Here is an 11209-nt window from a genome sequence, read left to right as displayed (position 1 = left end):
GGGTTGATGCAGCATGTACCGTTGGCGGAAACACGGGACACCCCCCAACCACCCGGGAACCTCCCCGGAATTCCGAGAGGAACGACCGCAGATGACCGGTCACCACGAATCTACCGGACCCGATCCCGCGCTGAGCAGCGATTCTGTGCGCCGGGTGAGCCAGTATCAGACGGCAGGCGTGAACGCCCGGTTGAGGCTGTTCGCGCTCCTGGAGGCGCAGGGAGTGCCCGCGAGCGAGGCGGACGACCTGGTGGCCGCGCTGGAGGCCGGGGCGGTCGCAGGGGCGCAGTGCCAGGTGGTGGAGCTGGACGGCATGGCGCCGCACCCTCGTGGCGCTGAGTTCGAGGACGGCTGGGACAAGGGCGTGGCGGCCGTGAGCGAGGCCCTGGTGGGCATCGCGGACCGGGAGTGGTCCCGGCGCGGCGGCCGGTCGGCCGGGGCCGCTGAACTGGCCGTACACATCGCGGGCGTGAGGCAGCGTGAGCGCGCCGACCTGGTGCGGCTGGAGCGGTACGTCCGGGAAGCCGTCCTGCCGGCCACTCACCCGCACACCACCAGGCGCCGCCAGGTCCTGGAGGCGCTGGGCGAGGCCGGCGGTCTGTGCACGGCCCGGACGGTCAACAGCGATGGGGACTACGTCGTCTGCACGCTCGATGCCGGTCACTACGACCCGGACGACAAGCCGCCCTTCAAGGACGGAAAGCCGGGCGGCTGGCACAAGGCGGATGCGTCGATCTGGAACGACATGGGCGCGGCCTGCATTCCGCACGCGGCCCTCTGAAAGACCGCAGGAATTCAACTCCAGGGGAGGCACGGAATGTCAGCGATTCGGCTCAAGGAACACCAGGTAGACCAGAGGTCCGCGTTTAGGAAGTGGGTGGGATTCCCTGCAAGGTCATCCGTGCCCCCGCAGGGTGCCCGCGGAACGATCGTGTCAGCGACCGGCTCGGGCAAGACGATCACGGCCGCCGCGTGCGCGCTGGAGAGCTTCGCGGACGGCCGGATCCTCGTCACGGTCCCGACCCTGGACCTGCTCGCCCAGACCGCCCAGGCGTGGCGTGCAGTCGGCCACCGGGCCCCGATGGTCGCGGTGTGCTCCCTGGAAAACGACGCGGTCCTGAACGAGCTCGGAGTGCGCACCACCACCAACCCCATCCAGCTCGCCCTGTGGGCCGGGCACGGGCCCGTGGTCGTGTTCGCCACATACGCCTCTCTCGTGGACCGCGAGGACATCGACGCACCCGAGGGCCAGCGGAAGGTTCGCGGGCCGCTGGAGGCCGCTCTGGCGGGCGGAGAGCGCCTGTACGGACAGCGCATGGACCGGTTCGACCTCGCCATCGTGGATGAGGCCCACGGAACCGCTGGTGATCTTGGGCGGCCGTGGGCGGCAATCCACGACAACCAGCGGATCCCGGCGGACTTCCGGCTCTACCTCACCGCGACCCCGCGCATCCTCGCCGCGGCCCGCCCGCAGAAGGGCGCGGACGGCCAGGAGGTGGAGCTCGCGACGATGTCGGACGACCCGGAGGGAACCTACGGCGCGTGGCTCGCAGAGCTCGGTCTGAGCGAGGCCATCGAGCGCGAAATCCTTGCCGGATTCGAGATCGACGTCCTGGAGATCCGCGATCCCTCGCCTGTCCTCGGGGAGTCGGAGGAGGCGCAGCGGGGCCGGCGCCTGGCGCTCCTGCAGACCGCACTGTTGGAGCACGCGGCGGCGTACAACCTCCGTACGGTCATGACGTTCCACCAGAAGGTCGAAGAGGCCCGCGCGTTCGCGGACAAGCTCCCCGAGACCGCAGCCGCGCTGTACCTGAACGACGCCTCCGACGACGACCTGGCCGCCGCCGACAAGCTCCCCGCGTCCTCGATCGACGCAGAGTTCTACGAGCTGGAGGCAGGCCGCCACGTACCCCCGGACCGCGTCTGGTCGGCGTGGCTGTGCGGCGACCACCTCGTAGCCGAGCGGCGGGAGGCGCTGCGTCAGTTCGCCAACGGCATCGACGCCACCGGGCGCCGGGTGCACCGCGCCTTCCTCGCCAGCGTTCGCGTGCTCGGGGAGGGCGTGGACATCACCGGCGAGCGGGGAGTCGACTCGATCTGCTTCGCGGACACCCGCGGCTCCCAGGTAGAGATCGTGCAGAACATCGGCCGCGCGCTCAGGTTGAACCAAGACGGCTCCACGAAGGTCGCCAGGATCATCGTGCCGGTCTTCCTGGAGCCAAACGAGGACCCGACCGACATGGTGGCCAGCGCCTCGTTCCGCCCCCTCGTAGCGGTCCTCCAGGGCCTGCGCTCGCATGATGAGCGACTCGTCGAGCAGCTCGCCTCCCGCGCACTCACCAGCGGCAAGCGCAAGCTCCACGTCAAGCGGGACGACGACGGCCGGATCGTCGGGGCCGGCGGCGAGGACCAGGAGGACGACGACACGCAGGCCGCCGCCGAAGCGGCCCTGTTGCACTTCTCCAGCCCGCGCGACGCGGCGACGATTGCGGCGTTCCTCCGTACGCGGGTGTACCGGCCGGAGTCGCTGGTGTGGCTGGAGGGCTACCAGGCCCTGATCCGCTGGCGGGCGGAGAACGAGATCACCGGCGTACACGCCGTCCCGTACGACGTGGAGGTCGAGGTCGGCGTCACGAAGGACTTCCCGCTTGGCCGGTGGGTGCACCAGCAGCGGAAGGCGCTGCGGGCCGGGGAGCTGGAGGACCGCCGCAAGACGCTGCTGGACGCGCCGGAGGCCGGGATGGTCTGGGAGCCGGGCGAGGAGGCGTGGGAGAGCAAGCTCGCCGCGCTCCGGTCGTACCGCCGGGCCACCGGGCACCTCGCTCCCCGGCAGGACGCGGTGTGGGGCGAGGGCGAGGCGAGGGTGCCCATCGGGCAGCACCTCGCCAACCTCCGGCGCAGGGGTGGTCTGGGTAAGGACGCGGATCGGGCGGCGAAGCGCGCGCAGCAGCTCACCGAGATCGACCCGGACTGGGACTGCCCGTGGCCGCTGAACTGGCAGCGGCACTACCGGGTGCTCGCCGACCTGGTCGACGCCGACGGCGTGCTGCCCTATATCGCGGGCGGCGTCATGCACGACGGTGATGACATCGGCTCATGGAGGTGGCGTCAGCAGGAGCCGGGTACCTGGGCGCAGCTCCTGCCCGAGCAGCGCGAGCGGTTGACCGTCCTGGGCATCCGCGGCGCCACCCTCCCCGTGACCGCTGCCGCCCTGACGGAGCTCCCTGCTGCGCCGGCCGACGCAGCCTCGGGCCCGAGGAAGGCCGGAAGCAAGGCGGAGGCTGCGTTCCAGCGGGGCTTGGCAGCTCTGGCGCAGTGGGCGGAGCGGGAAGGGCAGCGGGCGGTGCCGCGCGGGCACAGCGAGACGATCATGGTGGACGGTGAGGCGGAGCCGGTGATCGTGAAGCTGGGCGTGTGGGTCTCGAACACCAAGTCGAGGCGGGACAAGCTCAGCGCCGCCCAGCGCGCCGCTCTCGCCACGCTGGGCGTCGACTGGGCGGGAGCGGTCCGAGTCGCCCAGGACGCTCCGGCGCAGCCCGCCCCTGTGCAGGCCGCACCGCCTCAGCGTGTCCACCATGATGAGTGCGACAAGACGCTCCACGAGGGCGGGAGCTGCACCTGCGATCTCATCGAGCAGTACGGACCGCCCTCCGAACGCGACGACTACTGACCACCACCGCACCGAACCGAGCCCCGGACATCGCAGATGATGTCCGGGGCTCTCTGTGCGGCCGGCCTAGTTGGCGAGTCGCTTGAACACATCCTCGAAGCGATTGAGAGTCTCGCTGTCGACCTGTCCGAAGAACTCTTCCCGGTCGCGGGTGAGCTGGTGCGCGGGTCCCACGTGGTCGAAGTCTCGAGGTTCCTTTTGCTTGCCGCGGGCGACGCCGATCCGCATGAGGATCGCTGTGGGGTTGTCCGAGACAAGCAGGTCCGACTCGTTCACCGCGACGTTTGTGGCCTTGTTGTAGAGCCAGAGGTAGTCCTTGACGGAGAACAGGTCCTCGATGTCCGCGGTCTCGGGCAGTCCTTCGATCTGGCCAATGATGATGATGTGGGACTCGTCGACCTCAGCGGCCTTCGCGGCGCGGAGGACTTTGGCGGTCACCTTGGTGGTATCCGCTCCGTCGATCAGCGCGCGAACGTCCAGACGCCGCCCCATGACTGCTACGAAGGCCGGCATGTTGCCGATGCCGCCGACCGGGATGATGGCCAGCTTGGGATCGAGGCCGGTCCGGCCCTGACTGATCAGGTAGTCGGACATCCGCATGAGGAAGACGAAGTCGCTGCTGCCTTCCACGGCCAGGAGCGGCCCGGCTCCCAGAAAGAGGTGCTGGGCGACGGAGTACCCCAGGGCTGCTTCCACCGGCAGGATCGTCTTGGCGTCGGCGGACAAGCTGACCGGGGTAATGACCACTCCGAGAGCGGGGTCCTCGCGTGTGGCCTGGTCGTGGATGGCGCGCATGGTCTCGTACCGGGTGGGGTCGATCATGTGCTGGGAGTGGGTGGTGTAGAGGACCTGCTGCTTGGTGCCGATCTCTCCGTAGATGTAGCGCAGGAAGTCGCCCTGGGCTTCACCGTGCAGGCTGGTGCCGGGCTCGTCCAGGAGGACCACGACGCGTTCACCTCGGTCACGGTAGGCGCTGAACGCGGCGAGGAAGGAGAAGAACCACTGGAAGCCGGTGGAGCGGGTGGCGAAGTTCGTCTCCACTCCGTGGCGCTCGTCGCGCAGCTCGATCTTCAGGATCCGGTGGTGCGGAACCGGCTGACCGTTGGCATCGGCTGGCATCGGGATGAGGTCGGTGTCGAACACGACGGACAGCGCGTCGTTCTGCTTCCAGTACTCGAAGACTTGGGCGCTCAGTTCCATACTGGCTGACTGGAGTTCAGCCTTGCGGCTGTTGTAGTCGTCGTCCAGGAAGTCGTCGGGCCCCTCTCCGGCCAGGCGGAGCAGCGACAGGATCGTCTCGTCTCCCTTGAGCCGCTTTCCGGCCTTAGTGCGCTCAGCAAGGGCGTGGAGGTCGCTCTCGCCCGGCAGCAGCTCGTAGGTGGAGAAGTAGAAGAACTTCGGAACGAGACTAGCCAGGGCCTCGACCTGATCCTCGTCCAAGTCGCTGTCGATCAGCAGCTTGTACTTGTTCAGCTCGGCAGGCACCTTGTCGAGCACCTTGGCGCGCGCCGTCTTCTTGTCTTCCTTCAGCTGCTTGGCGTGGGCTTTCGCCGCGGTTACGACGCCGGGAATGGTCTGCTCACCCTTGAGCAGCTCACGGTCATCGGCGTCGTCGATGCCGGTCTCCTGGAATACCTGCTCCAGCACGTGTTCCAGCGCGCACGAGAAGCCGACCTCGAGGACCCCACCGTAGGTCCGTGACGCCTCCACGATGGTTTGGACGGGGGGACGTATACCCAGGTGGTCTTCGAGCTTGTCGAGGTCGGTCTCCTCCAGGGAGAAGACCGCCCTGACGGGCGCGACCTGTCCCAGGTCCTTGTCCCGCCGGTCACGCGAGAGCCGCCGACGCGGGTAGTCCGTGGTCACGTCGAACTCATCGGCGTCATTCGCGGGATTCAGCCGGTGCAGGGCCTTGAGGATCGTCGTCTTGCCCGACTCGTTCTTGCCGATCAGGCATGTCACGCCGGGATCAACCGCCATGGTCTGGGAGTTGGTGAAGTTCCGGAACGCGTCGATCTCTACCGTGTGCAACAGCATGGGCGTCCATCCCCCAGGGCGTCGTTGTCCTGGTCGATCAGCCGACGGTCCCGCACCTCCGCAGACAGATGGAGGCCGCAGCCGCACGGCATTGGCTTGATCCGCCAGTATGCGCGCGGGCACTGACAGCGACCCGGGGATTTCAAAGTCTCGGCCTTGGCTGGTAAGCCTGGTATCGCTGACAGGGCGAAGGAACTCAGGTGCCGAGCTGGCACGAGCGCCAACGGCGCCCGGTGCGGCTGATCAGTCCCAGGTCTTCCAGGCGCCCGAGCTGGTAGGCAACCGAGCTGGTGCTGGACAGGCCGACCCGTTCTCCGATCTGCCGAATCGAGGGCCCTTCGCCGTAATCCGCGATCCAGTTACTGATCACCCGCAGAATCTGGACCTGCCGATCAGTCGGAGCATCGGAACTCATGCCGCCCTCGCTGCACGACGGTCACCGCGGGCCTGACGGCGCAGCTCGGTCCGGCCCGCCGGCCTGCCGGACGGTCGGGTGTTCCAGAAGGGGTGCCACCAGATGCGGGCGGACAGGAGGAGAAGGCGGCGGCGCAGTGCAGTGTTGCCGTGCTGGCGGGGTGTGGCGAGGGCGTCGTATGTGGCGTTGAGGTCGCGCTGGGCCTGTACCAGGTCGGCGGGGAAGGTGGGGGCATCCATTCCCGTATTAGATCGTGTGTTCGATTTTCTTGTCACGTCTGGACACGTGTGTCCGTGCTCGCTGCCCGATCATCCGCACAGCCCTACCGGCAGCCACCGAACATGGCGGGGTGCCTGCAACGCACGGCCCTGCATCGGCTCCACGCACCTCCGTCCAGGGCATCGGCGCAGTTCAGGGGTGAAACACGTGCAGGAGCGTTTCACTGCCACAGGCTGGTGTTGCACCTGTATGGGCTGTGTAGCGGGCAGGGACTCTTCGAGGTAGAGGTGCACCGATTCCCGTCTTGGTGGACCCCGTGTCGCACCAGACTGGTCGCATGACACAGGGACCGAGGGTGTACGGCAGCGAGCGTGATGACCCGGAGCACGGGCCAGAGCCCGGCCGCGACTACCGCGAGCTGACCGGTGGGCCGCTCGACGGACAGCTGATCGAGGTGACCGGCTGGACGGAAGAGGAGATCACCATCGGCGCGTTGTTGATCACTCCTCAGAGTGCATACGGACCGGGCGGCCGGGCCTCATATGGGCCTACCTTCAGCCGTCCTGACGGCCCGTAGGTGTGGGAGGGCGACGTGCCCTGACCCCCTCGCCGCCTGCGGTGCCCCAGCCCGGGCCGCGTCCTACCCGTCCGTCAGGCCCGTCTCGGGCCGACGGATCTCGCACGTCATGATGTACGACTCCCCCAACGCGAACGCACCCCCATCCGGTCCTCAGAAGCGTCGGGTGTAGCGCATGAGGAGGGCGCGGGCATCGGTCTCGGTGAGTCCGAGGGCGGCGGCGATCATGTCCCAGGGCTTCTCGTCGGTATCGACCGTGTAGGCGGCGGCCCTGGCGGTATCGGCGCTGGTGCGCTCAAGGGTGCCGATGACCTTCAGTGCGGCGAGCGGTGCGTCCGTGGCCAGGGTGTCCAGACGGGTGCGTAGCTGGGTGAGGAGGGCGGTGATGTCGTCGGGGACGGGGACGGTGCGGGCTTCGATGTCGTCGATGTGCTGGTCCCAGTCGGCTTCCGGGCCGGTGGTGTCGTACAGGTCCGGGCCTCCGGCGTCGGTGACCTCCTGCCAGTCCAGGGGGTGCAGATCCGTACCGCGCCAGCCGCACGAGCACGACCCGCGCAGCGCGGTCGCGAGCGGGGCGCGCCGGGTGCCGTCGTAGACCCACCAGTCGCTGATCTTGTGGATCTCCGCACCGCTGCCGGTGTCGAGGTACACCGGCTTTGGCTCTGCGCCGCCAGCCAGCACCGCTCCCGGGCGCCCCTCATGCGACGCGCCGAACTCCTCGGTCTCCCACATAGCCCCTACCCCACTGCCCGATCGTCGGCCCCACTGCTCCGACCCTGCCCGACCCCGGGCGCCGACGAACCCTGAATACCCGAACCGGTGAACCCCAGCCCGGCGGGAAACACAGAACCATCCCCGAGCTTCCGCCGGCCCCGCCCTTCGACCGCTTCGTCGCTCCGGGCCGCCAGGCGCGCCTCGGGCTCGATGCGCTCGGCCGCCAGCAGACGCGGCTGCTCCCTCCCCGGCTGAGCTGTTGCAGGGGTGACCGGTCCGGTGCCGAGACGGCGACGCATCGTGCTCATGAGCACATAGTCCATGATCGCCTCGGGCTCGGCTCCCCGACCCCGGAACTCCTTTTCGAGTCCGGTGCCGTCATGAGCCGGCAGCGTCGTCAGGGGGATCCGGCTCCACCTCGTCTGGGCTGAACGCACAGAACAGGGCGGCCAGGTCCGCGTGCGAACGGCCCGGCCCGTTCCTCGATCATCGCGAGGACCTGGGCGCGGGCGATCTTCACCGGTGAGGTCAGGGTGCCCCGGTCACCACGAGCGAGCCGTCGCTGATCCGCCGGATCCCGCTGATCCTCAGCGGCGGTGAGGAGTAGAGCAGCGCGCCGCCCCGGTAGAGGTCGTACTGGTAGCTCTTGGCGTACTCCAGGGTCCGGCGCTGCTCGGGGTCAGCATCGGGCAGGGTGAGTTCCACGAAGCCGCGGCCCTCGCGCAGGATCCCCTGGCAGGTGATGGCCCCGGTGATCGTCGTCGTGGTGGTGGTGTCGGTCGTGAGGTGCAGGGTGTCGCCGTGGATCGGCCGTGTCCCGGGGAAGGTCATGCGGGCACCACCGCTTGTGCGAGGCGGACTTCGGCGATCGGCTCCCACCTGATGTGGGCGCCGTCGTGCCACTGCTCCACCAGGTGCAGCCGGTCCACGGCCACCGTCGCCGACAGCGGCTCCTCGATGGCGGCCAGCGCGGCGCGCAGGGTGACGGCGTCGACGTCCTGGGCGCCGTCGGAGGTGTAGGCGAGGGACAGGTGGGGGTAGCGGCTCGGGGCCGGGGCGAAGGCGGCTCCGGTGCGGGCCATCGCCTGGATGAGCATCTCCACGACCGCAGTGAACGGGTTCCCCGGCCACCCGCTGATCTCCACCGCTATCGCACCGATGGCGGGCCGGTCGAACGTCAGGGTGAAGGGATCCACGGTCCGCGCGCGGTCTTCGACGTCCTTCAGGAGCGCGTCCAGGTCGACGTCGTCGCGGTGCAGCCCGACCGCGTGCAGGAGCGTGCAGTGGATTCCCTCCAACGGCACACTCCGCAATCCCGGGGCCGGCGGAGCGAACCCGTCTGTAGGCACGCAAATGGAATGTCCCGTTCCGGCGTAGCGACCTGGACCTTCCCGACTGTCTCATTTTGAGGACACGGCACTTCTGTCTCACGATCTTGTCCTCTGGAGATCTCCGGCACGCCGTGCACTGCTGGCGCTGGCGGCGCACACCTGCCAGAGGACTGACTGATCGTGCTTCGCGTCCACAACAGGACCTCCTGGAACGCGGTGTTTTCGACAACCACTCGCTACCAGGAGGTCCTTCCTCCATACCCCGGCCCGCGAAGATCACCCGCACGGGACCACCGGCCGGAACACCCCATCGATCAGCAGGCCACATGATCGATTGAAATACGGCTTCTGATGGCGGCAGGTTCCGTATTGGGCCTGGCCGGTACCTCCCCGGCGGTCGCCGGCACCGGCGACGCCGTGGTGCTCACCGACGAGCTCCAGCCGTTGACCACGTACACCGACCCGCAAGGCTGCCAGGCGCTGCCTCCGGTGACGCACCAGGTGAACCACGGGTCGGACCAGCCGTTCAAGGTCTACGCCGACCTGTTCTGCGCGGGCCCGTCTTTCACGATCCAGCCCGGTTACCACTCCCACGCCGAGAACGCCGGCTTCCTTCTCCTCCTGATGCCGAGGGCGGGGGCGTACACCCGAGCGGCCGGCGGCCCTCGCCTGACCTCCCCCAGCGGTTCAGGCGACGAACTCCTTGGTCCAGAAGGACCGGTAGATCAGCTTGCGCGAGACCTCCATCAGGTAGGACACGGCCCTGATCTCGATCTCCGTCAGCTCCGGGTGCCAGATGTCGAACAGCAGGACGGCGCGCCCCTGGTCGCTGTCGTTCCACACCTCGTGGTCGTAGGAGTCGTCGAAGACGAAGGCCTTGCCGGACTCCCATGTCCTCGTCCGGTCACCAACCCGCATCCGCGCCCCCTCGGGGGTCACGAGGCCCAGGTGGCAGCGCAGATGGGCGTTGGTGAAGCCGGTGTGCGCCGCGATGTGCGTGCCGGGGTCGAGCACCGAGAAGTACGTCATGCCGCAGCCCAGCGCCCCGTGGGCGGGCCGCAACGCCCGTACGGTGGCCGGGCAGGCGCTGAGGTTGCGGGGGTAGGACTTCGCGGAGTAGTAGAGGTAGTGCGCCGACCAGCGGCCCTCGTCGGCCAGTTCGGTCGGGTTGGCGACGACCCGCTTCCCGGCGAGGCCCCCGAGGCTCTCGAACTCCGCCCTGATGTCCGGCGTGGCCGCCTCCACGCCCGCGAGCCAGGGGAAGTCCGCGTCGTCCCACCATGCCTTCTCGGTGAGGCCGTGTACGAAGAGGTTGGGCTCCTGGCCGCCGCTCAGGTGCTCGTCGGCCTTGCTCTGGAGGGCGATCTCCAGGCCGCTGGTCACCCGCTCCAGCGAGGGCCTGTCCACGCCCTGCTCGTCGATCCATCGCTCCAGGTAGGCTGGGCTCTCGGCTAGCCACGGTTGCATGTCGTCCTCCAGACATCGGGGTGTCGGTCCAGCGGGAGTGTGCCCGGTCGGTCAGTCGGCGGTGAGCAGCGCGCTGAGGCTCTCCAGCGCGCTCTCGCGGGTCCGTACGCGGGTGGGGCTCTTGGCGACGAAGCCGGTGAGGGTGCGGCGCAGCACGTCGCCCGCAGTGTGGTCCACGCGGCTGATGGTGTGCACAGTGTCCGCCTTGACCATGACCAGCCGGTTCGGCCGCGGCACGATGGCGACCGGGCTGGTGCGGCTGCGGGCGATCCGTGTCTCCATGCGCAGGACGAGGTCCTTCTCGGCGTTCTCCTCGTCGCTCGCCGGCAGGGGGTCCTCGTCGATCAGTTTCAGCTCGCCACCCCAGGACGGCCGCCACCGGTCGTGGAGGAACAGGATGAACTCGCCCTGCCTGCCGAGGCCAGCGTCGTTGTGCCACCCGAGCCGGCTGCCCGCCGGGTACTTCCAGAAGGCGAACGAGATCCTGTCCCAGTCGGCGCCCGCCTCACCGAAGAAGTGCGCGTACGCGCGGACGGTCCTGGCCAGTTCCTCGTAGACGCCGGGCTGCCGTACGGCGTCGGGGGTCCCCAGGTCGTGGCGGAAGCGGGCGCCGCGGGAGCGGTGGGCGGGTCCGTCCTCAGGCGAGATCACACTGTCGCGCAGCGTGAACGCGGTATTCGTCATGAGGGCCTGTGCCGCCGCGAAGTCCTGCGGGCTCAGGAAGTCGTCGACGACGATGTAGCGGCGGCCCTGCTCTGTTTCCTGCACGGTCCTCACCT

The 11209-nt window shown here is 68.7% G+C and carries 11 protein-coding genes; 3 read left to right on the top strand and 8 right to left on the bottom strand.

Annotation, left to right across the window (positions count from 1 at the left end; genetic code table 11):
- The first annotated feature begins 154 nt into the window (after window positions 1–154).
- Together ACIP89_RS35425 and ACIP89_RS35420 are read left to right on the top strand one after the other, a co-directional pair.
- Window positions 155–781, top strand: coding sequence for a hypothetical protein (locus tag ACIP89_RS35425; RefSeq protein WP_402118559.1), 627 nt, complete (start codon window positions 155–157; stop codon window positions 779–781).
- 36 nt (window positions 782–817) lie between these two features.
- Window positions 818–3670, top strand: coding sequence for a Helicase associated domain protein (locus tag ACIP89_RS35420; RefSeq protein WP_402118556.1), 2853 nt, complete (start codon window positions 818–820; stop codon window positions 3668–3670).
- A 66-nt stretch (window positions 3671–3736) separates the two neighbouring features.
- Here ACIP89_RS35420 and ACIP89_RS35415 read toward each other — a convergent pair whose 3' ends face one another.
- The 3 genes from ACIP89_RS35415 to ACIP89_RS35405 form a co-directional block, all read right to left on the bottom strand.
- Window positions 3737–5707, bottom strand: a complete 1971-nt coding sequence (locus tag ACIP89_RS35415) for an AAA family ATPase (protein ID WP_402118554.1) — start codon at window positions 5705–5707, stop codon at window positions 3737–3739.
- Window positions 5708–5903: 196 nt separating this feature from the next.
- Window positions 5904–6122: a LexA family protein gene (locus ACIP89_RS35410; RefSeq protein ID WP_402118553.1), complete on the bottom strand. Its 219-nt coding sequence runs from the start codon at window positions 6120–6122 to the stop codon at window positions 5904–5906.
- The gene (locus ACIP89_RS35405) at window positions 6119–6361 is read right to left on the bottom strand and encodes a hypothetical protein (RefSeq protein ID WP_402118551.1); all 243 of its coding nucleotides are present in this window, start codon (window positions 6359–6361) and stop codon (window positions 6119–6121) included. Before ACIP89_RS35405 ends, ACIP89_RS35410 begins: the two co-directional genes overlap by 4 nt.
- Window positions 6362–6678: 317 nt before the next feature.
- On the opposite strand from ACIP89_RS35405, the gene ACIP89_RS35400 reads away from it, so the two are divergent.
- Window positions 6679–6918 (top strand): hypothetical protein, encoded by a 240-nt coding sequence (locus ACIP89_RS35400; RefSeq protein WP_402118550.1) that lies wholly within the window; start codon window positions 6679–6681, stop codon window positions 6916–6918.
- A 153-nt stretch (window positions 6919–7071) separates the two neighbouring features.
- On the opposite strand, the gene ACIP89_RS35395 is transcribed toward ACIP89_RS35400, so the two are convergent.
- The 5 genes from ACIP89_RS35395 to ACIP89_RS35375 form a co-directional block, all read right to left on the bottom strand.
- Entirely contained in the window at window positions 7072–7569 is a 498-nt protein-coding gene (locus tag ACIP89_RS35395) for a hypothetical protein (RefSeq protein WP_402118549.1), read from the bottom strand.
- A 591-nt stretch (window positions 7570–8160) separates the two neighbouring features.
- Window positions 8161–8463: a hypothetical protein gene (locus ACIP89_RS35390; RefSeq protein ID WP_402118548.1), complete on the bottom strand. Its 303-nt coding sequence runs from the start codon at window positions 8461–8463 to the stop codon at window positions 8161–8163.
- Window positions 8460–8936 (bottom strand): 2'-5' RNA ligase family protein, encoded by a 477-nt coding sequence (locus tag ACIP89_RS35385; RefSeq protein WP_402118547.1) that lies wholly within the window; start codon window positions 8934–8936, stop codon window positions 8460–8462. Before ACIP89_RS35385 ends, ACIP89_RS35390 begins: the two co-directional genes overlap by 4 nt.
- Window positions 8937–9650: 714 nt before the next feature.
- Complete coding sequence (locus ACIP89_RS35380; protein ID WP_402118546.1) at window positions 9651–10430, bottom strand: aspartyl/asparaginyl beta-hydroxylase domain-containing protein; 780 nt, start codon at window positions 10428–10430, stop codon at window positions 9651–9653.
- Window positions 10431–10481: 51 nt separating this feature from the next.
- Window positions 10482–11198, bottom strand: coding sequence for a 2OG-Fe(II) oxygenase (locus tag ACIP89_RS35375; RefSeq protein ID WP_402118544.1), 717 nt, complete (start codon window positions 11196–11198; stop codon window positions 10482–10484).
- Window positions 11199–11209: the final 11 nt, after the last annotated feature.

The organism is Streptomyces sp. NPDC088730 (genome assembly GCF_044751215.1).
GTDB lineage: Bacteria > Actinomycetota > Actinomycetes > Streptomycetales > Streptomycetaceae > Streptomyces.
The sequence above is the reverse complement of the archived record's forward strand: the minus strand, read 5'-3'. Positions and strand labels throughout refer to the sequence as shown.

Bases quoted from the DNA above. Each gene is read 5' to 3' on its own strand.
- ACIP89_RS35420 (WP_402118556.1), top strand. From the start codon at position 818: ATGTCAGCGATTCGGCTCAAGGAACACCAGGTAGACCAGAGGTCCGCG.
- ACIP89_RS35415 (WP_402118554.1), bottom strand. From the start codon at position 5,707: ATGCTGTTGCACACGGTAGAGATCGACGCGTTCCGGAACTTCACCAAC.
- ACIP89_RS35410 (WP_402118553.1), bottom strand. From the start codon at position 6,122: ATGAGTTCCGATGCTCCGACTGATCGGCAGGTCCAGATTCTGCGGGTG.
- ACIP89_RS35405 (WP_402118551.1), bottom strand. From the start codon at position 6,361: ATGGATGCCCCCACCTTCCCCGCCGACCTGGTACAGGCCCAGCGCGAC.
- ACIP89_RS35400 (WP_402118550.1), top strand. From the start codon at position 6,679: ATGACACAGGGACCGAGGGTGTACGGCAGCGAGCGTGATGACCCGGAG.
- ACIP89_RS35390 (WP_402118548.1), bottom strand. From the start codon at position 8,463: ATGACCTTCCCCGGGACACGGCCGATCCACGGCGACACCCTGCACCTC.
- ACIP89_RS35380 (WP_402118546.1), bottom strand. From the start codon at position 10,430: ATGCAACCGTGGCTAGCCGAGAGCCCAGCCTACCTGGAGCGATGGATC.